Source organism: Streptomyces sp. TRM68367 (genome assembly GCF_014495685.1).
GTDB lineage: Bacteria > Actinomycetota > Actinomycetes > Streptomycetales > Streptomycetaceae > Streptomyces.
This window is the reverse complement of record NZ_JACTVI010000006.1, coordinates 60,723-84,544: the sequence shown is the minus strand read 5'-3', so window position 1 is coordinate 84,544 and position 23,822 is coordinate 60,723. Positions and strand designations below refer to the sequence as shown.

Genomic DNA, 23,822 nt, shown 5'->3' with positions numbered 1-23,822 from the left:
AACAGGCCCCCGAAAAAACTCTGAGGGGCCGTACCCCGAAAGGTACGGCCCCTCAGCCAGGAGCTATTGCCCAGTGGGCGTCAGCTCTGCCCACCCGCCAGCTTCTCGCGCAGCGCGGCCAGCGCCTCGTCCGAGGCCAGCGCGCCGGAGTTGTCCGGACCCTCGGAGGAGTACGAACCGCCACCGGACGCGGCCGGAGCCGCACCCGCCGCGTCGCCACCCTCGGCCGCAGCGGCGGCGTCCGCCTCGCGGGACTTGATGACCTGCTGCTGGTGCTGCTCGAAGCGGGACTGCGCCTCGGCGTACTGGCGCTCCCACTCCTCGCGCTGCTTCTCGTAGCCCTCGAGCCAGTCGTTGGTCTCCGGGTCGAAGCCCTCGGGGTAGATGTAGTTGCCCTGGTCGTCGTACGACGCGGCCATGCCGTACAGGGTCGGGTCGAACTCGACCGCCGCCGGGTCGGCACCGAAGGCCTCGTTGGCCTGCTTCAGCGAGAGGCTGATGCGACGGCGCTCGAGGTCGATGTCGATGACCTTGACGAAGATCTCGTCGTTGACCTGGACGACCTGCTCCGGGATCTCCACGTGGCGCTCGGCCAGCTCGGAGATGTGGACCAGACCCTCGATGCCCTCGTCCACGCGGACGAACGCACCGAACGGAACCAGCTTCGTGACCTTGCCGGGCACGACCTGGCCGATCTGGTGGGTGCGGGCGAACTGCTGCCACGGGTCTTCCTGGGTCGCCTTCAGCGACAGGGAGACGCGCTCGCGGTCCATGTCGACGTCGAGGACCTCGACGGTGACCTCCTGGCCGACCTCGACGACCTCGGAGGGGTGGTCGATATGCTTCCAGGACAGCTCGGAGACGTGGACCAGACCGTCGACGCCACCCAGGTCCACGAAGGCACCGAAGTTGACGATCGAGGAGACGACCCCGGAGCGGACCTGGCCCTTCTGCAGGGTCGTGAGGAACGTCTGGCGGACCTCGGACTGGGTCTGCTCCAGCCAGGCACGGCGGGACAGGACCACGTTGTTGCGGTTCTTGTCCAGCTCGATGATCTTGGCCTCGAGCTCCTTGCCCACGTAGGGCTGGAGGTCGCGAACGCGGCGCATCTCGACCAGGGAGGCCGGGAGGAAGCCACGGAGGCCGATGTCGAGGATGAGACCACCCTTGACGACCTCGATGACGGTACCGGTGACGATGCCGTCCTCTTCCTTGATCTTCTCGATGGTGCCCCAGGCACGCTCGTACTGGGCGCGCTTCTTCGAGAGGATCAGGCGGCCTTCCTTGTCCTCCTTCTGGAGGACCAGGGCCTCGATCTCGTCGCCGACGGCGACGACCTCGTTCGGGTCGACGTCGTGCTTGATCGAGAGCTCTCGGCTCGGGATGACACCTTCGGTCTTGTAACCGATGTCGAGCAGGACCTCGTCCCGGTCGACCTTCACGATGACGCCGTCGACGATGTCGCCGTCGTTGAAGTACTTGATCGTCTCGTCGATCGCTGCGAGGAACGCGTCCTCGTTACCGATGTCGTTGACCGCTACCTGCGGGGTGGTTGCGGTGGTCTCGGTGCTGCTCGTCATGTGGGAAAGGGCTCCGGTACGGACATTGAAGTCGTAGGTACTGCTACGCCGGAGCCCGTTTCGCTCTGCAGAAGCCGGACAGCCAAGGAAGCGCCACTCCAGACACCGGGTGTCCGGTGGCGCCTCGACAACCGAGGGGACATACATACAGATGCGAGCGCAGCCTGCTACGTCTGAGGTGCGCAGGCCCGCAGCGCAACTTGTAGCATACGGGGGCAGCCGGACAGGGTCAATGCGCGAAGCCGCACACCCGGGGCGGATCGCCGCAATCCCGGCACAAGTCGCCACGCGACGGCAGCCGCATACCCGTTGCAGCCCCGTGGCCACGCAGGTCACAGCCCGCCCCACAGGTGACACCACCGGGCCGGCTGGACCGAAGAGTACGACGAGGGAGCCAATCATCCAAGAGCCCGTATCCGCCGAGTCCGTGTCCGCAACCGCCGAGCAGACGTTCGAGCCGGAGGCCACCCGGCGTGACGCCGGTGTCGCGGAGAGCGCCCTGGCCAACCGGGGCTGGTGGGACCGCAACGCGGACGAGTACCAGACCGAGCACGGCACGTTCCTGGGCGACGACCGCTTCGTGTGGGGGCCGGAGGGCCTGGACGAGGTGGAGGCGGAGCTGCTCGGCCCGCCGGAGGACCTCAAGGGCAGAGACGTCCTGGAGATCGGCGCCGGCGCGGCGCAGTGCGCGCGCTGGCTGGCCGCCCAGGGCGCCCGCCCGGTGGCCCTGGACCTGTCCCGTCGCCAGCTCCAGCACGCGCTGCGTATCGGGAGTGCGTTCCCGCTGGTCTGCGCCGACGCGGGCGCGCTGCCGTTCGCGGACGGCTCCTTCGACCTGGCGTGCTCGGCCTACGGCGCGCTGCCGTTCGTGGCCGATCCGCGGCTGGTGCTGCGGGAGGTGCGCCGGGTGCTGCGCCCGGGCGGCCGTTTCGTGTTCTCGGTGACCCATCCGATCCGCTGGGCCTTCCCGGACGAGCCCGGTCCCGACGGGCTGACCGTATCCGGCTCGTACTTCGACCGCACGCCGTACGTCGAGCAGGACGACCAGGGCAGCGCGGTGTACGTCGAGCACCACCGCACGCTCGGCGACCGCGTCCGGGACATCGCCGCCTCCGGGTTCCGGCTGGTGGACCTGGTCGAGCCGGAGTGGCCGGCCTGGAACACGTCCGAGTGGGGCGGGTGGTCCCCGCTGCGCGGGAACCTGATCCCGGGGACGGCCATCTTCGTGTGCGAGCGGGACTGACGAGCGGGACTGACGAGAGGGACTGACCGGGGCGGGCACACGCGCGTGCGGGCCTTTCGGCCACCCGCGTGCAAGGGGCCTTCCGGCCACGCGCGCGTGCGGGGTGTTTCGGCACGCGTGTGTGACGGGTGTTTCGGAGGGCGTACGACACTGGGGGCGTGATCCGTTACGACGCTCTGGACGCCCTGCCCGTGTGCGGTGCGCTGTCCGCTCTGTCCGACGCCCTGGACGCGCGCGGTGCCGCGGTGCTCGTCGCGCCGCCCGGGACCGGCAAGACGACGCTGGTGCCGCTGGCGCTGGCGGGGCTGCTGGGGGACGGACCGGCGCGGCGCGTGGTGGTCGCCGAGCCGCGGCGGATCGCGGCGCGGGCGGCGGCGCGGCGGATGGCGTGGCTGCTGGGCGAGAAGGTCGGCGACAGCGTCGGCTACACCGTGCGCGGCGAGCGGGTCGTCGGGCGGCACGCGCGCGTGGAGGTCGTCACGACCGGTGTGCTGCTGCAGCGCCTGCAACGGGACCAGGAGCTGGCCGGGATCGACGTGGTGGTGCTCGACGAGTGCCACGAGCGGCATCTGGACGCCGACACGGTGGCGGCGTTCCTGTGGGACGTCCGGCAGCTGCTGCGACCGGAACTGCGGCTGGTGGCCGCGTCGGCGACGACCGACGCGGAGGGCTGGGCCGGGCTGCTGGGCGGGGCGCCGGTGGTCCAGGCGCGGGGCGCGTCCCATCCGGTGGAGGTGGTGTGGGCGCCGCCGGCGCGTCCCGTACGGCCGCCGCACGGGATGCGGGTCGATCCGGCGCTGCTGGCGCACGTGGCGGCGGTGGTGCGGCGGGCGCTGACCGAACGGGCCGGGGACGTGCTGTGCTTCCTGCCGGGCGTCGGCGAGATCGCACGGGTCGCCGGGCAGCTGGGCGGCCTCGGGGACTTCGGGGACGTAGAGGTGCTCCAGGTGCACGGGCGGGCTCCGGCGGCCGTACAGGACGCGGTGCTGGTGCCCGGTGAGCGGCGGCGGGTGGTGCTGGCGACGTCCGTGGCCGAGTCGTCGCTGACGGTTCCGGGGGTCCGGGTGGTCGTCGACTCCGGGCTGGCGCGGGAGCCTCGGGTGGACCACGCCCGCGGGTTGAGCGCGCTGACGACGGTGCGGGCCTCGCAGGCTGCGGGGCGGCAGCGGGCGGGGCGGGCCGGGCGTGAGGCGCCGGGGGCGGTGTACCGGTGCTGGGCGGAGGCCGAGGACGCGCGTCTGCCGCGGTTTCCGGCGCCGGAGATCAAGGTGGCCGATCTGACGGCCTTCGCCTTGCAGGCCGCGTGCTGGGGGGATCCGGACGCGTCCGGGCTGGCGTTGCTGGATCCGCCGCCGGCGGGAGCGATGGCGGCGGCGCGGGCCGTCTTGGCGGCGGTGGGTGCTGTGGACTCCGTCGGGCGGGCCACGCAACGCGGCGCTGCGCTTGCGCGGCTGGGGGTGCATCCGCGGCTGGGGCGGGCGTTGCTGGACACGGGTACCTCCGGCGGGGTGGCCGAAGTTGTCGCCCTGTTGAGTGAAGAGCCGCCTCGGGAGTACGGAGATGATCTTGCTGCGGCTTTGCGGGGTGCTCGGCGTGGGGGTGACGCCTATGCCGCGCGGTGGCGGGCGGTAGTGCGGCGGCTGCGGGCCGTATCGGGGGAGTTTGCCCACGCGCCCACCCGTTACTCCCTTCCGGTGGAGGTGGACGCCGAGGCCGGACCAGGCGCCGGGCGTCCGGAAGCGGCCCTGCTCCACGGGGCCGGAGAGGATCGCGTCGCCGGAGTCGTCGCCTCGCTCGCCTTTCCCGAGCGGGTCGCCAAGCTGGACGGAGGGTCGTATCTCATGGCCTGCGGTACCCGCGCCGAGCTGTCCGACGGCTCCGCTCTAGGGGGGTCGCCCTGGATCGTGGTCGCCGCGGCCGACCGGCCCGTGGGCCGAGGGCACGCGCGTGTGCAGCTTGGGGCCGTGATCGACGAGGACATCGCCCGGATCGCCGCCGGTGCGCTGCTGGAGGAGGGCGAGGAGGTGCGCTGGGCCGACGGGGACGTCGTCGCGCGGCGGGTCGAGCGGCTGGGGGCCGTCGAGCTGGCGGTGCGGCCGCTGGCCGGCGCCGGTCCCGGTCTCGTACGCGCCGCGCTCCTGGACGGGCTGCGGCGGGAGGGGTTCGGGCTGCTGCGGTGGTCGCCGGATGCGGAGGAGCTGCGGGAGCGGCTCGCCTTTCTCCGGCTCCATCTGGGCGAGCCCTGGCCCGACGTGTCCGACGACGCGCTCCAGGTACGCGTGGAGGAGTGGCTGGAACCGGAGCTGAGCCGGGCCCGGCGGCGGGCCGACCTGGCGCGGATCGACGCCGGACAGGCGCTCGCGCGGCTGCTGCCCTGGGCGTCCGGGGAGGCCGCGCGGCTGGACGAGCTGGCCCCGGAGCGGATCACCGTACCGAGTGGGTCCAGAATCCGGATCGACTACGCGAATCCCGAGCAGCCCGTGCTCGCGGTGAAGTTGCAGGAGATGTTCGGGCTCCAGGAGTCGCCCGCCGTCGCCGGTGTGCCGCTGCTCGTCCACCTCCTCTCCCCCGCCGGGCGGCCCGCCGCGGTCACCGCCGACCTCGCCTCCTTCTGGAAGGACGGTTACAAGGGCGTACGGGCGGAACTGCGCGGGCGCTATCCGAAGCATCCGTGGCCCGAGGACCCGGCCGGTGCCGAGCCGACCCGGAACACCCACGCGCGTCTCAGGCGCTGACCGGCTCCGGTTGCGTGCTCTGGCTCGGCGCCGGGCCGGCGGGGCGGCGGCTACGGGCCTCCAGGTAGAGGGACAGGGCCAACAGGAGAGCGCCGAGGGTCAGGAAGCCCCACGGCAGGTACGACGTCATCAGGAGGATCAGTACGCGCTGGGAGGAGACCAGGTCGACGGTGTGCTCGATGTAGTCCTCGCGCATCTTCACGTGGCCGGAGAACGCCGTCACCTTGTCCCGGCCGCCGAGGAGCGTGCCGCCGCGCAGCTCCTCCTTGTGGATCTCCTCGCCGTAGACGGGGGCGCCGGTGAGGGGCTCGACCCAGAACTTGCGGACCGTGCTGTACCAGCGGGTCGTGCCGGTCTTCGCGACCGACTCGGGGGTGATGCCCTCGACGGGCATGGCCCTGGGGAAGGGCACCTTGGTCCACGGGATGGTCTGCTCGAAGTAGTAGACCTCGACGCCGCGGAAGTTCTGGGTGCCCTTGTAGTGGATGGGGGCCGTCACGCGCGCCTGCGCGTCGAAGTACTCGTAGTCCCGTTTCTCGGTCAGGAAGGGCCACTTGAACTCGATGCCCTCGCGCCTGACCGGGTCGCCGTCGACCATCTCGCCGGTGGCGTGGACGGGTTCCTGGGTGTGGGCGTCGAAGAGGTAACGCTCGGGGATCTTTGACACCATCTTGCCGTCGGAGTCGACGACGTAGGAGAGGCCGTCCCAGACCACCACGTCCCTGCCTGCCGTCTTCTCGACCTTCTCGGAGGCCTCCACGTTGCCCTTGAGGGTCTGCACGATGGTGACCTCGGGAACCTTCCTGGCCTTCATCGTGCCGTAGTCGAGGAGGGTCGCGTCCTTCGCCACCAGGACCATGTCCTGGTAGTGGCCGGCGGGGATCTTGGCCAGGCGCGGGAAGGCGTACCAGCGCAGCAGCGGGGACAGTGCCGCGCAGAACACGGCGAGGGCGAGCAGGACCAGGCCGGCCTTGCGGCGCATCGCGGGCTCCCTCCGGGCGGGCGGGGTCAGGGGTGTGCGGGCACGGTCGTCAGCAGGGGCTTCGGGGAGGTCTCGCCGGACGGGGAACCCACGGCGGTGAGGGTGAGGACCAGGGCGAAGGCAGCGCCGAGACCGATCGCGGCGGCGATGATGGCGCGCATGCTGCCTCCCGGCGGGCGCGAGCTGATACATCGTCAGGTCCGGCACCGTAGCAACGGGGGCGTGAGATGAGAACACGGCGAGCACACGGCGGCGGCGCCCCTCTCGGGCGAGGGGCGCCGCCGTCGTCGTATCAAGTCACGTTGCACCAAGCCGTACGAAGCGGTGTTGCGGGTTATGCCGAGGGGCTCGTGGACGGGCTCGGTGACGACGACTCGGCCGCCGCCACGGTCAGTTCGACCGTGAGGGTCGCGCCGCCCACGGTGGTGATGCGGAGCAGGAACGTGCCGGTGGTGTCGTCCGCGTACAGCTTCGGCAGCTTCAGCAGGCCCTTCGCGTCGGTCTCCAGGTCCTTCAGGGTGCGTACGGCCTTGCCGTCGGCGTCCTTGAAGTAGGGGCCCTTGTCGTTCACGGTCGGGTCGTCCGCCGACTTGATCAGGGTCGCGGTGGCGGCGACCTTGTCGGCCGCGGCGCCCTGGTAGGTGGCCTTCACCTCGACCTGGTCGGCGAACTCGCCGCCCGGGGTGCAGGTCAGCGCGGTGTCGCTGGTGCGGGTGAGGGTGTCGGCGGCCCGCTCGGTGACCGTGGCCTTGTAGTCCAGGCCGGGGAGGGTGCGGCCGACGACGGTGGCGCGGACGGTGAAGGTGCCGGTCTTCTCGCCGGCCTTCAGCGCGGGCGCGGCGGCCACGCCGGAGCTGTTCGTGGCGACCGTGGCGACGCTCTCGCCGCCGGTGAAGGTGGCGTCGGTGTCGCCGATGACGGTGAAGCGGACCCTGACCTGGCCGACGGACTTGCCGGCCTCGGTCTCGGCGCGGGTGCTGATCCGCTGGCTGAACATGTCGCCCGCCATCGCGGTGAGCTTTGCCGTGCCCGCGTCCTCCAGGTGGTCCACCGTATCGGTGTTGGCGGGCGGCGGGGTCGGGTTCGGGGAGCCCGCCGCGGGCGGCGTCGGGGGCTTCGGCGAGGCGCTGCCCGGATCCTTGGGCTTGTCCGGGGGCGGCGTACCCGGAGTGCTGTGCGCGCCGGGCGTCTGGGGGGTCTTGGGCGTCTTCGGCTCCGTGGGCGACGGCTTGGGCTTGGCCCTGTCGTTACTGTCGTCACTGCGGCCCACGGGCAGCGTGCCGGTGCCGTCGGGGATCTCGTGGGCGCCCTTGCGGTAGTACTCCAGCCACCTCAGGACGAGGTTGAGGTAGTCCCGCGAGTTGTTGTAGCTGAGGATCGCGCGGTCGAGGTCGCCCTGGTCGGACAGGTCCCAGCCGTTGCGGCACAGGTAGTGGCCGGCGGCGAGCGCGGCGTCGTAGACGTTGTTGGGATCCTTCTTGCCGTCGCCGTTGCCGTCCCGGCCCGCCCACGCCCAGGTGGACGGGATGAACTGCATGGGGCCGACGGCCTGGTCGTAGGCGCTGTTGCCGTCGTAGGCGCCGCCGTCGCTGTCCTTGATGAGCGCGAAGCCGTTGCCGTCGAGCTGCGGGCCGAGGATGGGGGTGACGGTGGTGCCGCTCGCGTCGACGCGGCCGCCTCTTGCCTGGCCGGACTCGACCTTGCCGATGGCGGCGAGGAGTTCCCAGTCCAGGTTGCAGCCGGGCTTGGCCTCGCGCAGGGCGGTGGCGGCCTTCTTGTAGGCGTCGAGGACGGTCGCGGGGATGCCCGCCTCGCCGGTGGCCGTCGGGGTGGTGCCGGTGGTCGGCGAGGGGTTCGGGCTGTTGAGCGGCGGCAGGTCGGTGTAGTACGGCGAGTTGCCGGTCGCGCTGTCCTCGGCGTGCGCGTCCGGTGAGGGCGTGGAGTCGGCGGCGGCCCGTCTGCCGTGCTCGTCGGTCGCCACCCCCGGGGCCTGGGAGGCGGACAGGGCCGCGACCGCGACCGCGGCCAGGGCGGTGGTCGCCGCTCCCTTGCGCAGCCTTCTGCCGAATTGCGCCGCCATAGAGTGAACCCCTCCCGTGGACGCCCGAGCGCCCGTCTCTGTCTGCTCGCCCGATTCTGACAGTCGGCCCTCCGCGAGGGTTGCCCCCGCGACGGGCGTCACTTCGTATTGCTCGTGCGCTGTGTCGGCGCACGCTTTGTGTTCGTACGTTCGACCGTGCGGCCCAGCACTGGTGACGCAGGCGACCCTACGACAACTTCCTTTGCGCGGGCACCCGTTCATGCCCGATTTTCACCAGTTGGCCAGAGACGGCGAAGGGGGTGCTGCGGGGCTTCATACTGGGCCTCACCGATCACGGGGGCCGTCCCGTCCCTCAACGTCCTTCGTGAGGAGCCCTGTTGCCGTTCACGCTGAGCCATGCGGCGGCCGTCCTGCCCGCCGTGCGCACCGACGGAACCGGCCGGGGCTCGCTGGTCCCGGCCGTGCTCGTGGCGGGTTCCCTCGCACCCGACATGACCTATTCCGCGGCGAATTTCCTGTCCGGTGCGATGGAGTTCGGTGAGGTCACGCACTCCTTCCCGGGGGTGTTCACGGTCGACGTGCTGGTGGCCTGGGCGCTGGTGGGTCTGTGGCTGCTGGTGCGCGAGCCGTTGGTGGCGCTGCTGCCGCGGGCGCGGCAGGGGCGGGTGGCTGCGCTGCTGCGGTGCGGGGTGCCACGCGCGCGCGTACGGCCGGCGTTGGTGGTGCGCTGGTACGTGTCCGCGGCACTCGGGGCGCTGACGCATGTCGTGTGGGACGCGTTCACGCATCTCGACCGGTGGGGGATGCGGCTGTTCCCGGTCCTGGGCCGGGAGGTGGCGGGCTCGCCGCTGTACTGGTATCTGCAGTACGGCGGTTCGGCGGTCGCCGCGGTGGTGATCGCCGTGTTCGTGGTGTACGCGGTACGGCGGACGCCGCCGGCCGAGCCTGTGGGGGTCGCGGTGCTGTCGGTGCGGGACCGGTGGTGGGCCGGGGCGGTGATCGGTGGCTGTGCGCTGGTGGCGGCGGTGCAGCGGGCGTCGCACGGATGGGAACTGCGCCGCGCAGCGGCTCCTTCAAGGACGGTGGCGGGCGACGGGTGGGCGTACTGGGGGTCCACCGCGAAGCCCTGGGACCTGATCCCGGCGGTGTGCTTCGGGGCTGGCGCTGGGCTCGTGCTGGCGCTGCCGCTGTACGCCGTGGGGGTCAGGGTGTGGCGTCAGGCCACGGCCCCGGGTGGTCCCGGGAACGTCGGTACGGAGGTGAGGCGTCCGGCCGCGCGGTGAACACGGTGAGCGTGGGGGCGGGGCGCGGCTGCGGGAGCAGGGTGAGGGCGAGGGCGAGGTAGCCGCGGGCCAGGTCGGCCCACAGTCGCCAGACCGGTGTGTCGCGGCGGGTGAGTCGTCGGCGGAGGCCGGACGCGGTGGCCGTTGCCCGGTGCAGGGCCGTGGTGAGAGTGGCGGGGATGCGGGCGGTGCTGGCGGCGGCCGCGTGGGCCGGGACCGGCGAGAGCGCTCCGCGGAGGGGTGCGTCGGCAGCCACCCGCGCTCGCGCTGTGCGGCCGCGATGGAGCATGCGTATACCCATGCCCGCATCTTGGCGGGCGATCCGGGGGTGGGGCTTTTTCGCGAGGGCCACTCGGGTGACGGGCCCTCCGGGGATGGGGCGGGTTGGCGGTGCGGGTCGGGTTGGGGTGGTGACCGGGAGTTTGTGTGGGTTGGGCACCGCCGGGGTGCGCCGTGGAGGTTTCTTGCGTTCCGGCGGAGTTTGGGTGCGGGGAGTGGAGTGGGTGCCAGGCGTGGGGGCGGGCCTGACGGGTGCTTCGGTGAGTTCGGCACCGCCGGGATGCGCCGTCGTGGTTGAGCGCGGTCAGGGCAACCCGGCACGCGCCGCCTCGTCAGGCCAACCCGCACCGTCCAGGGGCGCTCCGCCGGATCTCGTCAGTGCGCTGCCGACTCCCAGTCCGGGCCCGCGCCCACGGAGACGCCGAGGGGGACTCGGAGATGGACGGCGTTGGACATTTCGTGGCGGATCAGGTTCTCGGCGGTGGTGCGCTCGCCGGGGGCGATTTCCAGGACGATTTCGTCGTGGACCTGGAGGAGCATGCGGGACTTGAGGCCGGCCTCCTTCAGCGCGCGGTCCACCTTCAGCATGGCGATCTTGACGATGTCGGCCGCCGTGCCCTGGATGGGCGCGTTGAGGGCCATCCGCTCTGCCGCCTCGCGGCGCTGGCGGTTGTCGCTGTTGAGGTCGGGAAGGTACCGACGGCGCCCGAAGAGCGTCGCCGTGTAGCCCGTCGCCCTGGCCTCGTCCACCGCCCGGCGCAGATAGTCCCGTACGCCACCGAAGCGCTCGAAGTAGGCGCCCCTCAGGGCGCGGGCCTCCGCGGCCTCGATGTTCAGCTGCTGGGAGAGGCCGAAGGCCGACAGCCCGTACGCCAGGCCGTACGACATGGCCTTGATCTTGCGGCGCATCTCCGCGTCCACCGCGGCCGGTTCGACGGAGAACACCTGCGCCGCCGCGGTGGTGTGCAGGTCCTCGCCCGAGGTGAACGCCTCGATCAGGCCCTCGTCCTCGGAGAGGTGGGCCATCACGCGCAGCTCGATCTGGCTGTAGTCCGCCGTCATCAGGGACTCGAAGCCGTCGCCGACGACGAAGCCGCGGCGGATCGCCCGGCCCTCGTCCGTGCGGACCGGGATGTTCTGCAGGTTCGGGTCCACCGAGGACAGGCGGCCGGTGGCGGCGACCGTCTGGTTGAACGTGGTGTGGATACGGCCGTCCGCCGCGATGGTCTTGATCAGGCCCTCGACGGTGACGCGCAGCTTCGCCTGTTCGCGGTGGCGGAGCATGATCACCGGCAGTTCGTTGTCGGTCTGGGTGGCCAGCCAGGCGAGCGCGTCGGCGTCGGTGGTGTAGCCGGTCTTGGTGCGCTTGGTCCTGGGCAGGGCCAGCTCCTCGAAGAGCACCTGCTGGAGCTGCTTGGGCGAGCCAAGGTTGAACTCGTGCCCGGCCGCGGCATGCGCCTCCTTCACGGCCTGCTGCACGGCGCCCGCGAACATCTGCTCCATGGTCTCCAGGTGGGCCCGGGCCGCCGCGATGCCGTGCCGCTCCATACGGGCGAGCAGCGCGGACGTGGGCAGCTCCATGTCGCCCAGCAGATCCGCCGCGCCGACCTCCTTCAGACGCTCACCGAACGCCTCGCCCAGGTCGAGGACCGTGCGAGCCTGCACCATGAGCGCCTCGGCCTCGGCGCCGTCGTCCGCGCCGAACGCCAGCTGCCCGTCCGCCGCGGCGGCGGGGGCGAGCTCCCGGTGGAGGTACTCCAGGGAGAGCGCGTCCAGGTCGAAGGAGCGGCGGCCGGGCTTGACCAGGTACGCGGCGAGGGCGGTGTCCATGCTGACGCCGTCGATGCGCCAGCCGTGCTCGGCGAAGACCCGCATCGCGCCCTTGGCATTGTGGAACACCTTGGGCTTGGCGGCGTCGGCAAGCCAGGTCGCCCACGCGGTCTCGTCCGCCTCGTCCAACTGCGTCGGGTCGAACCAGGCGGCCGCTCCCCCGGCGCCGGCGAGGGCGACCTCGGCCACCGCGCCCGTGCCCAGCGTCCAGGTGTCGACCGTGGCCACCCCGAGGACGGCCTTGCCGTGCTCGGCGAGCCAGGGCGCGAGCTCGCCCGAGCCGAGCACCGTGCCGTCCAGCTCGACGCCCTCGGCGGTCGGCTGGGGCTCGGCCTCCTCGGCGCCGGGGTCGACGGCGAAGAGCCGCTCGCGCAGCGACGGGTTGCGGATCTCCAGGGTGTCCAGGACCATCGCGACGGCCTTGCGGTCGTACGCGGCGCGCTCCAGGTCGGTGACCGTCTTCGGCAGCTCCACGTTCCGCTCGAGCTCGGTGAGCCGGCGGTTGAGCTTGACCGCCTCCAGGTGGTCGCGGAGGTTCTGCCCGGCCTTGCCCTTGACCTCGTCGACGCGCTCGACCAGCTCCGCGAACGAGCCGAACTGGTTGATCCACTTCGCGGCGGTCTTCTCGCCGACGCCGGGGATGCCGGGGAGGTTGTCGGACGGGTCGCCGCGCAGGGCGGCGAAGTCGGGGTACTGCGCGGGCGTCAGGCCGTACTTCTCGAACACCTTCTCCGGGGTGAACCGGGTCAGCTCGGAGACGCCCTTCGTCGGGTACAGCACGGTTGTGTGGTCGGAGACCAGTTGGAAGGAGTCGCGGTCGCCGGTGACGATCAGCACCTCGAAGCCCTCGGCCTCGGCGCGGGTGGCGAGGGTGGCGATGACGTCGTCCGCCTCGTACCCCTCCACCGCGAAGCGCTCCGCGGCCATCGCGTCGAGCAGCTCGCCGATCAGCTCGACCTGGCCCTTGAACTCGTCCGGGGTCTTGGAGCGGTTCGCCTTGTACTCCGTGAACTCCTCGGAGCGCCAGGTCTTGCGGGAGACGTCGAAGGCGACCGCGAAGTGCGTGGGCGTCTCGTCACGCAGGGTGTTGGCCAGCATCGACGCGAAGCCGTAGATCGCGTTCGTCGGCTGTCCGGTCGCGGTGGTGAAGTTCTCCGCGGGCAGCGCGAAGAACGCGCGATAGGCCAGCGAGTGCCCGTCCATGAGCATCAGCCGCGGGCGGTCTCCGCCGGGGGTCTTGTCGGTCTGCTTCGATGCTGTCTCTGCCACGCCCCCGATCCTGCCACGCCCCACCGACAGTCGGCCCCGGCCCTGCGCTCGGCGGGGAGGGCCCGGGGGCTTTCGGCCGGTTTCGGCACCGCCGGGCTCCGCCGTCGTGGTTGCCCGCCGTTGCGGCGGAAAGTAAAGCCGCCGGAGGGAGAAGGAGACGGACGGGAGAAAGTGAGGACGTGGCAAGGAAAGGACCCGGGGCCCCACGGCGGGCAGCCCCACGGCAGGCAGGCCCGCCGGAAGGGCCGAGCAGCGGGAAAGGCGCGGCCACGAGGTGTGGACCGGCCGCGAGCGTTGTCAGCGAGCCGTGCGAGGATCGAAGAGGTACCTCACACTCACGGTCGAAGGAGAGCGTGCGATGGCCACCAAGCCGCCCAAAGGTGATCCGGTCCAGGACGCGCCGCAGGTCGCCGAGCCGAAGCACGCGGCTGCGGGGCTGCCGGCCATCGGGCACACGCTGCGCATCGCCCAGCAGCAGATGGGCGTGAAGCGCACCGCGCTGACGCTGCTGCGCGTCAACCAGAAGGACGGCTTCGACTGCCCCGGCTGCGCCTGGCCGGAGCCGGACCACCGGCACAAGGCGGAGTTCTGCGAGAACGGCGCGAAGGCGGTGGCCGAGGAGGCCACGCTGCGCCGGGTCACCCCGGAGTTCTTCGCCGCGCACTCCGTCACCGACCTCGCGACCAGGAGCGGGTACTGGCTGGGCCAGCAGGGGCGGCTCACGCACCCCATGTATCTCCCCGAAGGGGCGGACCACTACGAGCCGGTCACCTGGGAGCGCGCCTTCGACATCATCGCGGAGGAGATCGCCGCCCTCGGCTCCCCCGACGAGGCGCTCTTCTACACCTCCGGCCGCACCAGCAACGAAGCCGCGTTCCTCTACCAGCTCTTCGCGCGCGAGCTCGGCACGAACAACCTGCCGGACTGCTCCAACATGTGCCACGAGTCGTCCGGCTCGGCCCTGTCCGAGACGATCGGCATCGGCAAGGGCAGCGTCATGCTGGAGGACCTCTACCAGGCGGACCTGATCATCGTCGCCGGGCAGAACCCGGGCACGAACCACCCGCGTATGCTCTCCGCCCTGGAGAAGGCCAAGGCGAACGGCGCGCGGGTGATCAGCGTCAACCCGCTGCCCGAGGCGGGCCTGGAGCGCTTCAAGAACCCGCAGACCCCGCAGGGCATGCTCAAGGGCGCCTCGCTCACCGACCTGTTCCTGCAGATCCGCATCGGCGGCGACCAGGCCCTGTTCCGGCTGCTCAACAAGCTGATCCTCGAGACGGAGGGCGGGGTCGACGAGGCCTTCGTCCGGGACCACACGCACGGGTACGAGGAGTTCGCCGAGGCCGCCCGCGCCGCCGACTGGGGCGAGACGCTGACCGCGACCGGCCTGTCCCGGGAGGACATCGACAAGGCCCTGGGGATGATCCTCACCTCGCAGCGCACCATCGTGTGCTGGGCGATGGGCCTCACCCAGCACAAGCACGCCGTGCCGACCATCAGAGAGGTCGTGAACTTCCTCCTGCTGCGCGGCAACATCGGCCGCCCGGGAGCGGGCGTGTGCCCGGTGCGCGGTCACTCGAACGTGCAGGGCGACCGCACGATGGGCATCTTCGAGCGGCCCGCTCCGGCCTTCCTGGACGCCCTGGAGAAGGAGTTCGGCTTCACTCCCCCGCGTGAGCACGGCTACGACGTCGTACGGGCCATCCGCGCGCTGCGCGACGGCGAGGCGAAGGTGTTCTTCGCGATGGGCGGCAACTTCGTGTCGGCGTCACCGGACACGGAGGTCACCGAGGCGGCGATGCGCCGCGCCCGGCTCACCGTGCACGTGTCGACGAAGCTGAACCGCTCGCATGCGGTCACGGGCGCGCGGGCGCTCATCCTGCCCACCCTCGGCCGTACCGAGCGTGACCTGCAGGGCAGCGGCGAGCAGTTCGTGACCGTCGAGGACTCGATGGGCATGGTGCACGCCTCGCGCGGCCGGCTGGAGCCGGCGAGCCCGTACCTGCTGTCCGAGCCGGCCATCGTGTGCCGGCTGGCCCGCCGTGTGCTGGGCGAGGGCAGCGCGACGCCCTGGGAGCAGTTCGAGAAGGACTACGCGACGATCCGCGACCGCATCGCGCGCGTTGTCCCCGGTTTCGAGGACTTCAACGCGCGCGTGACTGGTTCTGCTGGTCGCCCTGGCGGCTTCGCGCTCCCGCACGCCCCGCGCGACGAGCGCCGTTTCCCGACGGCCACCGGCAAGGCCAACTTCACCGCCGCGCCAGTGGAGTACCCCGAGCTGCCCGAGGGCCGGTTGCTGCTGCAGACCCTGCGCTCGCACGACCAGTACAACACCACGATCTACGGCCTGGACGACCGCTACCGGGGGATCACGAACGGCCGCCGTGTGGTCATGGTCAACCCCGAGGATGCCCGGCGGCTGGACATCGCCGACGGCTCCTACGTCGACCTGGTCAGCGAGTGGCAGGACGGCGTGGAGCGCCGGGCAGCCGGCTTCCGGGTCGTGCACTATCCCACCGCCCGCGGCTGCGCCGCCGCGTACTACCCGGAGACCAACGTGCTCGTCCCGCTGGACGCCACCGCGGACACCAGCAACACCCCGGCCAGCAAGTGCGTCGTGGTCCGTCTGGAACAATCGGCGACCGACTGAGCGTTTGCTCAGCCAGCAGACAGCTGATTGATCACGATCACGACGAACGGACGGGCCCTATGGGCGAGCAGCAGCACGTGACGTTCCCGCAAGAGGTCATCGACGAGTACTCCGCGCTCGGCATCGACCTGGTCGCCCTGTTCTCCGCCGGGCACCTGGGCACCCGGATGGGGGTGCAGATCGTCGAGGCCTCGCCGGAACGGGTCGTCGGCACCATGCCGGTCGAGGGCAACACCCAGCCGTACGGGCTGCTGCACGGGGGCGCGTCCGCGGTGCTGGCCGAGACGCTGGGCTCGGTGGGCTCGATGCTGCACGCGGGCAGCTCCAAGATCGCCGTCGGCGTCGACCTCAACTGCACGCACCACCGCGGGGTGCGCTCCGGCCTGGTCACGGGCGTGGCCACGCCCCTGCACCGGGGGCGCTCCACGGCGACGTACGAGATCGTCATCAGCGACGAGGAGGACCGGCGGGTGTGCACCGCCCGGCTGACCTGCCTGCTGCGCGACGTACGGCCGGGCGACGGCGACCACGTGCGCGCGGCGAGCTGACCGGCGGCACCCACCTGCGCGCTGCGGTCGGACCGGCGTAGGGAAAACCCTCGCGGGGGCGGGCGCACTCTTGTCGCGGCCGCCCCCGCACGCTTCACTGGCGCTGCTCCGCCCCCACAGGAGAACACCCGTCCCACCGCAGAAGGGTTTCTCTTGACCAGCCTCCGCCCCGCCACCAGCCGTCGCATCCCCGCCGGCCTCCGCGCCCCCACCCGTCGCCGCGCTGCCGTCGTCACCGCCGCGGCCTGCACCGCCGTACTCGCCACCGCGCTGCCCTCCTCCGCGATCAACTCGTACAACGCGACCCCCGCCCCGGAGCGCACCGAGGTCGGCGCACTCGTCGCGACCTGGGACAACGACGGCAACCCCGCGACCCCGGACCGGGTCGACTGGGTCTGCTCCGGCACCATGATCGACGCGGACACGTTCCTGACCGCCGCGCACTGCACCACCGGCTGGCCCGCCAACGTGAAGTTCTACGTGTCGCTGGACCAGGACGTGCAGTCCGGGCTCGACGCCGCCGCGAAGAAGTACCCGGGCGACCCGGCCGCACAGGCCGGCGCCGTCGCCGTCCAGGGCGCCGCCCACAGCCACCCCGACTACCCGGGGCCCGCGTCCGACCCGCACGACATCGCCGTGATCGAACTGCCCGCCGCCAGGATGAAGGCGCGCTGGAGCTTCACCCCGGCCGCCCTGCCCACCGCCAACCAGCTCGGCAAGCTCGGCCCGCGGGGCCTGAACACCACCGACTGGCTCGTCGCCGGATACGGCACCCAGGAGGCGGCGAACGGCCCCGGTGGACAGGCCCACCCCGGCGGCGGCGTCCGGATGAAGGCGCCCGTCACCTTCGACGCCCTCAACGACGCCTGGGTACGCCTGGCCATGACCGCGCCGCAGGGCAACGGCGGTGCGTGCTACGGCGATTCGGGCGGCCCCAACTTCGCGATGGTCGGTGGCAAACGGGTCCTCGCCGCGACCACCATCACCGGCGACACCCCGTGCTACGCCACGAATGTGACGTACCGTCTGGACACCCCGGGCGCCCGCTCCTTCCTGAAGCCGTTCGTCGCCCTGCCCTGATCACCGCGACGCACCCCCGGGGCGGTTCGATCTTGAAATGGGGTCCGGCATTCCGTAACGGGGCACCCGATAAGGAAAAGTGCCCGGAACGCCGGACCTCCTTTCCCAGCCGTAACGCTGCGTAATTCACTAGCAATCAAGCAAAGCGGAATGGAACCCTCCATGGCTGGCTCCTTTTTGGCCCGAACGTGGCATAACCCCCGCCCCTCCGGAGGTCAGGTCGCCTTCGGCAGCAAGTGCCGTCATGAGCAAAACACAGAAACACTCCTGCAGTCGACGGCGGCACACCCTGCACGTTCTCACCATGCGGACATGACGAACCGGACGGAATTCACCCTTTCCACCCCTCGCGTAGCGCTCTGCGATACTCCGGGGCATAACAAGAGAGTCACATCCTGGGCCAGACCACTCCACCATTTCCCCACCCCGGCTTAGAGTCACCGCCAGTCACCGCGCCACCGGATGCGAAGTCACTTCGGTCCAGCGCTCGACTCGGCGCGTCCCAAGAGGGCCGCCGTGCCAGGGAAAGGACTGGATTCCGTGCGTCAACGTTCGCTCATTGCCATCACCGCCGCGCTCGCGGCGGGATCGCTCACCCTCACCGCATGCGGGTCACGCGACAACAACGGCAGCGGTGGTGGCGGCGACAAGACCACTGTTGTGATCGGGGTCGACGCCCCGCTGTCCGGTGATCTGTCCGCCCTCGGACTCGGCATCAGGAACTCCGCCGACCTGGCCGCGAAGAACGCCAACAAGGACGAGTTCGTCAAGGGCATAGAGTTCAAGATCGAACCCCTCGACGACCAGGCCCAGCCCTCCGTCGGCCAGCAGAACGCGCAGAAGTTCATCAGCAACAACGAACTCCTCGGCGTCGTCGGCCCGCTGAACTCCAGCGTCTCCCAGTCGATGCAGAAGCCGTTCAACGACGCCGGCCTGGTCCAGGTCTCCCCCGCCAACACCGGGACCGAGCTGACCCAGGGCGACGGCTGGAAGACCGGCAACTCGGTCCGCCAGTTCAAGACGTTCTTCCGCACGGCCACCACCGACGAGATCCAGGGCGCCTTCGCGGCCGAGTACCTCTTCAACCGGGCCAAGAAGAAGAAGGTCTACCTGATCGACGACCAGAAGACCTACGGCGCCGGTCTCGCCGCCTCCTTCAAGACGAACTTCACCAAGCTCGGCGGCCAGATCGTCGGCACCGACCACATCAACCCCGACGACCGCGACTTCAACGCCGTCGTCGCCAAGGTCAAGAAGACGGGTGCCGAGGCCCTCTACTACGGCGGTGAGTACCCCGCGGCCGCCCCGCTCAGCCAGCAGCTCAAGGACAGCGGCAACACCATCCCGCTGATGGGCGGCGACGGCATCTACTCCGGCGAGTACCCGAAGCTCAACAAGAAGGCCGAGGGCGACCTCGCCACCTCCGTCGGCAAGCCCGTCGAGCAGCTCGCCTCCGCCAAGAAGTTCATAGCCGACTACAAGGCCGAGAACTACGAGGACCCGTACGAGGCGTACGGCGGCCTCACCTACGACGCCACCTGGTCGATCATCGAGGCCGTCAAGAAGGCGGTCGAGGACAACGACGGCAAGCTGCCGTCCGACGGCCGCAAGGCGGTCCTGGACGCCATGAGCAAGATCAAGTTCGACGGTGTCACGGGCACGATCTCGTTCGACAAGTTCGGGGACACCACCAACACGCTGATGACCGCGTACGTGATCAAGAACAACGCGTGGGTGCCCGAGTACAGCGCCTCCCCCAAGGTGTAGCCGAGAGAAGGACCAGTGGGGACCCCTCCCCGCATCAGACATTGATCAGGCCGCGCGGCAGCGCCCACCAGCGCTTCCGCGCGGCGCCGTATCCGAACCACTCCACGGAGGCCCTGCGGTGAACGAACTGCCGCAACAGCTGGCCAATGGACTCATCCTCGGCGCGATGTACGGTCTCATCGCGATCGGCTACACGATGGTCTACGGCATCGTCCAGCTCATCAACTTCGCCCACGGCGAGATCTTCATGGTCGGGGGCTTCGGGGCCCTGACCGTCTGGCTGTGGCTCCCCGACGGCTTCGGCCTCGGCGCCGCCGTCCCGCTCATGATCCTCGGCGGCATCGTCGTCTCGGTCGCCGTCGCCACCGCGGCCGAACGCTTCGCGTACCGGCCGCTGCGCGGCGCACCACGCCTCGCGCCGCTCATCACCGCCATCGGTCTGTCCATCGTGCTGCAGCAGATCGTGTGGAAGTGGTACCCCGACGCCAAGAAGGACAGACCCTTCCCCCAGTTCGAGGGCGGCCCGTTCGACATCTTCGGCGCCAACATCCAGCGCGGCGACCTCTTCGTCCTCATCGCCGCACCCCTGTGCATGCTCGCCCTCGGCCTCTTCGTCACCAAGACCCGCTCCGGCCGCGGCATGCAGGCCACCGCCCAGGACCCCGACACGGCCAAGCTGATGGGCATCAACACCGACCGCGTCATCGTCATGGCGTTCGCCATCGGTGCCGCGTTCGCCGCCATCGCCGCCGTCGCCTACGGCCTGAAGAACGGTCAGGTCGGCTTCCGCATGGGCTTCCTCATGGGCCTCAAGGCGTTCACAGCAGCCGTGCTCGGCGGCATCGGCAACATCTACGGCGCGATGCTCGGCGGTGTCGTCCTCGGTGTCGCCGAGTCCCTCGCCACCGGCTACATCGGCGACATCCCCGGCATGGAGCTGTTCGGCGGCGGCGCCTGGAAGGACGTGTGGGCGTTCAGCCTGCTCATCCTCGTCCTGCTCTTCAGGCCACAGGGTCTGCTCGGCGAACGCGTCGCGGATCGGGCGTGATACCCATGACCACCAACACCACCACCGACAAGAGCGGGAACGTCCTGAAGACCCCCGCCACCACCCCGGCCCCGGTCATCCCGCTGCCGCCCGCCGCGGCACGCGCCATCACGGCCGTCGGATCCCTCATCGCCCTCGCGGGCACGTTCCTCGCCTGGACCTGGACGCATGACTTCCCCGGCAACCTCACCGTCACCGCCTACCCAGGCGGCCTGCAGGTGCTCACGCTCGTGGGAGCCGTGGTCACGCTGCTGTTCCTGCTCTCCGGCTACGGTATCCGGGGCCTCGGCTGGCTCACCCCCGGCGGCACCAACAGCCCCGTGCTGCTGGCCGCGCTCGGTGTCCTCGGCACCACCGGCTACACCATGGGCGCGATCTCCGCGGAACTCGGCGGCCTCATCAACCTCGAACCCGGCGCCTGGGTGTCCGGCATCGGCGCCCTGATCGCCGTCCTCGGCGCACTCGGCCTGCCCGCCGACGAGCCGTACGGCGCCGACGAGTCCACGCCGAACCTGTGGGCACGGCTGCGGCACTCGTTCAGCGCGCCCGCACCCGGCCGCGCCAAGGAGCTGCCGGCCTGGGCCGAGATCCTGATCATCGCCGCAGGCTTCGGCCTCGGGCTGTACATCTTCGCGTACGGCATCGGCACCGAGTACTCCCAGCTGTTCGTCGGCTTCCTGGTGCTGGCCGCGTTCGGCTTCGCGTCGGTCGCCAAGGCGGGGCTCGTCAAACGGCTCTCCGCCCTCACGGCCAAGCACCGCAACGTGACGCTGGCCGCCGCCCTGGTCGCGGCAATCTGCTTCCCGTTCACACAGACCAACGACCAGTACGCGCTGATCGGCGCCAACATCCTGATCTTCGCCACGGTCGCACTGGGCCTGAACGTGGTCGTCGGCCTCGCCGGCCTGCTCGACCTCGGCTACGTCGCCTTCCTCGGCGTCGGCGCATACGCCGCAGCGCTGGTATCCGGGTCACCGCAGTCCACCATCGGCGTGCAGTTCCCGTTCTGGGCCGCCGTCCTCACCGGCGCGGCAGCCTCACTGATCTTCGGCGTGGTGATCGGCGCCCCGACCCTGCGGCTACGCGGCGACTACCTCGCCATCGTGACGCTCGGATTCGGTGAGATCTTCCGCATCACCATGAACAACCTGAACGGCAACAGCGGCCCGGACATCACCAACGGCTCCACCGGTATCCCCAACATCCCGGACCTGGAACTCTTCGGATTCAACCTGGGGAACGCGCACGACGTCCTAGGCCACGAACTGACCCGTTCCGGCAACTACTACCTGCTGATGCTGCTGTTCACGGCCATCGTCGTGATGGTCTTCCGCCGCTCGGCGGAGTCCCGCATCGGCCGTGCCTGGGTCGCCATCCGCGAGGACGAGACCGCCGCCAACGCCATGGGCATCAACGGCTTCCGCCTCAAACTCCTCGCATTCGCGCTCGGCGCCACGCTGGCAGGTCTGGCCGGCACCGTACAGGCTCACGTGTCGTACAGCATCACGCCCGAGCAGTACCAGTTCGCCGGTCCGGTGCCCCCCAACTCGGCGTTCCTGCTCGCCGCCGTCATCCTCGGCGGCATGGGCACGATCAGCGGCCCGCTGATCGGCGCCGCGCTGCTCTACCTGATCCCGGCCAAGCTCCAGTTCATGCAGGACTACCAGCTGCTGCTGTTCGGCTTCGCACTGGTGCTGCTGATGCGCAGCCGCCCCGAGGGCCTGATCGCCGACCGCAGGAAACAACTCGAATTCCACGAGACCGGACAGCTCGACGTACCGGACGACAAGGCGCTGCCCGAGGGCGCGACCGGCGTCGCGAAGGCAGGTGCGTGACCGCCATGACCACCACGACCGCACCCACCGGCACAACGGTGCTCGACGCGAGCGGCGTCACCATGCGCTTCGGCGGCCTGACCGCCGTACGCTCCGTCGACCTCACCGTGAACACCGGCGAGATCGTCGGCCTGATCGGCCCCAACGGCGCCGGCAAAACGACGTTCTTCAACTGCCTCACCGGCCTGTACGTGCCAACCGAAGGCACGGTGAAGTACAAGGACACCGTCCTGCCGCCCAAGCCGCACCTGGTCACCCAGGCCGGCATCGCCCGCACCTTCCAGAACATCCGGCTGTTCGCCAACATGACAGTGCTGGAGAACGTGCTCGTCGGCCGGCACACCCGGACCAAGGAAGGCCTCTGGTCAGCACTGCTGCGCCTGCCCGGCTTCAAGAAGGCCGAGGAGGAGTCCCGGATGCGGGCCATGGAACTTCTGGAATTCACCGGGCTCGCCACCAAGGCCGACCACCTCGCCCGCAACCTGCCCTACGGCGAGCAGCGCAAGCTGGAAATCGCCCGCGCCCTCGCCAGCGAACCCGGCCTGCTCCTGCTGGACGAGCCCACCGCCGGCATGAACCCGCTGGAGACCCGGGCCACCGAGGAACTGGTCTTCGCCATCCGCGACAAAGGCGTCGCCGTCCTCGTCATCGAGCACGACATCCGGTTCATCATGAACCTCAGCGACCGGGTCGCCGTGCTCGTCCAGGGCGAGAAGATCGTCGAAGGGTCCCCCGAGGCAGTCCAAGCCGACGAGCGGGTCATCGCCGCCTACCTCGGCACCCCCTTCGAGGGCGAGCCGGGCCGGGCGGAGGCCGCGGAGGTCGAGACCGCCGAGGCGCACAGCACCACAGAAGGGGACGACAAGTGACCGCACTGCTGGAGGTCGAGGACCTCAGGGTCGCCTACGGCAAGATCGAGGCCGTCAAAGGCATCTCGTTCACGGTCGACGCGGGCGAGGTCGTCACCCTCATCGGAACCAACGGCGCCGGCAAGACCACGACACTCAGGACCCTGTCCGGCCTGCTCCAGCCGGTCTCCGGGCACATCAGGTTCGACGGCACGTCGCTCAAGAAGATCCCCGCCCACAAGATCGTCTCGTTGGGCCTGGCCCACTCCCCCGAGGGACGGCACATCTTCCCGCGCATGACGATCGAGGACAACCTCCGCCTCGGCGCCTACCTCCGCAACGACAAGGAGAGCATCGAGAAGGACATCAAGCGCGCCTACGACCTCTTCCCCATCCTCGGGGAGCGCCGGAGGCAGGCCGCCGGCACCCTGTCCGGCGGCGAGCAGCAGATGCTCGCCATGGGCAGGGCGCTGATGTCCCGGCCGAAGCTGCTCATGCTCGACGAACCCTCCATGGGACTGTCGCCGATCATGATGCAGAAGATCATGTCGACCATCCAGGAACTGAAGGACCAGGGCACCACCATCCTGCTCATCGAGCAGAACGCCCAGGCCGCGCTCTCCCTGGCCGACCACGGCCACGTCATGGAGGTCGGCAAGATCGTCCTGTCCGGCTCGGGCCAGGACCTGCTGCACGACGAGTCCGTGCGCAAGGCCTACCTCGGCGAGGACTGAGCAGCGCCTCATCGGCCGTACGACGCCGTACGACGAGGCCCGCGCCCCTGTGCTCCGGGGGACGCAGGCC

Annotated in this window: 16 protein-coding genes; 11 read left to right on the top strand and 5 right to left on the bottom strand. The window is 70.5% G+C overall.

Features of this window, described 5'->3' with window-relative positions:
- Nucleotides 1–80: 80 nt before the first annotated feature.
- Nucleotides 81–1,580, bottom strand: coding sequence for a 30S ribosomal protein S1 (rpsA, locus tag H8R17_RS06495; protein ID WP_187822170.1), 1,500 nt, complete (start codon nt 1,578–1,580; stop codon nt 81–83).
- 319 nt (nt 1,581–1,899) lie between these two features.
- On the opposite strand from rpsA, the gene H8R17_RS06490 reads away from it, so the two are divergent.
- The gene (locus H8R17_RS06490) at nt 1,900–2,823 is read left to right on the top strand and encodes a class I SAM-dependent methyltransferase (protein ID WP_399476352.1); all 924 of its coding nucleotides are present in this window, start codon (nt 1,900–1,902) and stop codon (nt 2,821–2,823) included.
- Between the two features lie 158 nt (nt 2,824–2,981).
- Nucleotides 2,982–5,558: an ATP-dependent helicase HrpB gene (hrpB, locus tag H8R17_RS06485; RefSeq protein WP_187822169.1), complete on the top strand. Its 2,577-nt coding sequence runs from the start codon at nt 2,982–2,984 to the stop codon at nt 5,556–5,558.
- Here hrpB and H8R17_RS06480 read toward each other — a convergent pair.
- From H8R17_RS06480 to H8R17_RS06470, 3 genes are all read right to left on the bottom strand, one after another.
- Nucleotides 5,548–6,540 (bottom strand): DUF3068 domain-containing protein, encoded by a 993-nt coding sequence (locus tag H8R17_RS06480; protein WP_187822168.1) that lies wholly within the window; start codon nt 6,538–6,540, stop codon nt 5,548–5,550. The two genes, hrpB and H8R17_RS06480, sit on opposite strands and share 11 nt — an antisense overlap.
- A gap of 26 nt (nt 6,541–6,566) precedes the next feature.
- Nucleotides 6,567–6,701: an SPW_0924 family protein gene (locus H8R17_RS06475; protein ID WP_187822167.1), complete on the bottom strand. Its 135-nt coding sequence runs from the start codon at nt 6,699–6,701 to the stop codon at nt 6,567–6,569.
- Between the two features lie 173 nt (nt 6,702–6,874).
- Nucleotides 6,875–8,620, bottom strand: coding sequence for a lytic transglycosylase domain-containing protein (locus tag H8R17_RS06470; RefSeq protein ID WP_187822166.1), 1,746 nt, complete (start codon nt 8,618–8,620; stop codon nt 6,875–6,877).
- Nucleotides 8,621–8,958: 338 nt separating this feature from the next.
- On the opposite strand from H8R17_RS06470, the gene H8R17_RS06465 reads away from it, so the two are divergent.
- Complete coding sequence (locus tag H8R17_RS06465; RefSeq protein WP_187822165.1) at nt 8,959–9,864, top strand: DUF4184 family protein; 906 nt, start codon at nt 8,959–8,961, stop codon at nt 9,862–9,864.
- A gap of 654 nt (nt 9,865–10,518) precedes the next feature.
- Here the strand turns inward: H8R17_RS06465 and polA are convergent.
- Nucleotides 10,519–13,242: a DNA polymerase I gene (gene polA / locus H8R17_RS06460; protein ID WP_187822164.1), complete on the bottom strand. Its 2,724-nt coding sequence runs from the start codon at nt 13,240–13,242 to the stop codon at nt 10,519–10,521.
- 358 nt (nt 13,243–13,600) lie between these two features.
- Between polA and H8R17_RS06455 the strand changes: the two genes are divergently transcribed.
- The 8 genes from H8R17_RS06455 (at nt 13,601) to H8R17_RS06420 (ending at nt 23,752) form a co-directional block, all read left to right on the top strand.
- Nucleotides 13,601–15,892, top strand: a complete 2,292-nt coding sequence (locus tag H8R17_RS06455; protein WP_187822163.1) for an FdhF/YdeP family oxidoreductase — start codon at nt 13,601–13,603, stop codon at nt 15,890–15,892.
- Between the two features lie 59 nt (nt 15,893–15,951).
- A complete protein-coding gene (locus H8R17_RS06450) occupies nt 15,952–16,440 on the top strand; it encodes a PaaI family thioesterase (protein ID WP_187822162.1) in 489 nt (162 codons plus the stop codon).
- 153 nt (nt 16,441–16,593) lie between these two features.
- Nucleotides 16,594–17,520 (top strand): trypsin-like serine protease, encoded by a 927-nt coding sequence (locus H8R17_RS06445; RefSeq protein WP_223124724.1) that lies wholly within the window; start codon nt 16,594–16,596, stop codon nt 17,518–17,520.
- A gap of 540 nt (nt 17,521–18,060) precedes the next feature.
- On the top strand, nt 18,061–19,287 hold the full coding sequence (locus H8R17_RS06440) for a branched-chain amino acid ABC transporter substrate-binding protein (protein ID WP_316959330.1): 1,227 nt from the start codon (nt 18,061–18,063) through the stop codon (nt 19,285–19,287).
- A 118-nt stretch (nt 19,288–19,405) separates the two neighbouring features.
- Complete coding sequence (locus H8R17_RS06435) at nt 19,406–20,335, top strand: branched-chain amino acid ABC transporter permease (RefSeq protein WP_187822160.1); 930 nt, start codon at nt 19,406–19,408, stop codon at nt 20,333–20,335.
- Nucleotides 20,336–20,340: 5 nt separating this feature from the next.
- A complete protein-coding gene (locus H8R17_RS06430) occupies nt 20,341–22,170 on the top strand; it encodes a branched-chain amino acid ABC transporter permease (RefSeq protein WP_187822159.1) in 1,830 nt (609 codons plus the stop codon).
- Complete coding sequence (locus H8R17_RS06425) at nt 22,167–23,039, top strand: ABC transporter ATP-binding protein (RefSeq protein WP_399476349.1); 873 nt, start codon at nt 22,167–22,169, stop codon at nt 23,037–23,039. Before H8R17_RS06430 ends, H8R17_RS06425 begins: the two co-directional genes overlap by 4 nt.
- The gene (locus H8R17_RS06420; RefSeq protein ID WP_187822157.1) at nt 23,036–23,752 is read left to right on the top strand and encodes an ABC transporter ATP-binding protein; all 717 of its coding nucleotides are present in this window, start codon (nt 23,036–23,038) and stop codon (nt 23,750–23,752) included. The genes H8R17_RS06425 and H8R17_RS06420 overlap by 4 nt, the downstream gene beginning before the upstream one ends.
- Nucleotides 23,753–23,822: the final 70 nt, after the last annotated feature.

What these genes read in the sequence shown, in the direction of transcription:
- H8R17_RS06450 (WP_187822162.1), top strand. Translation starts at nt 15,952, where the DNA reads ATGGGCGAGCAGCAGCACGTGACGTTCCCGCAAGAGGTCATCGACGAG.
- H8R17_RS06430 (WP_187822159.1), top strand. Translation starts at nt 20,341, where the DNA reads ATGACCACCAACACCACCACCGACAAGAGCGGGAACGTCCTGAAGACC.
- rpsA (WP_187822170.1), bottom strand. Translation starts at nt 1,580, where the DNA reads ATGACGAGCAGCACCGAGACCACCGCAACCACCCCGCAGGTAGCGGTC.
- H8R17_RS06470 (WP_187822166.1), bottom strand. Translation starts at nt 8,620, where the DNA reads ATGGCGGCGCAATTCGGCAGAAGGCTGCGCAAGGGAGCGGCGACCACC.
- H8R17_RS06480 (WP_187822168.1), bottom strand. Translation starts at nt 6,540, where the DNA reads ATGCGCCGCAAGGCCGGCCTGGTCCTGCTCGCCCTCGCCGTGTTCTGC.
- H8R17_RS06475 (WP_187822167.1), bottom strand. Translation starts at nt 6,701, where the DNA reads ATGCGCGCCATCATCGCCGCCGCGATCGGTCTCGGCGCTGCCTTCGCC.
- H8R17_RS06455 (WP_187822163.1), top strand. Translation starts at nt 13,601, where the DNA reads ATGGCCACCAAGCCGCCCAAAGGTGATCCGGTCCAGGACGCGCCGCAG.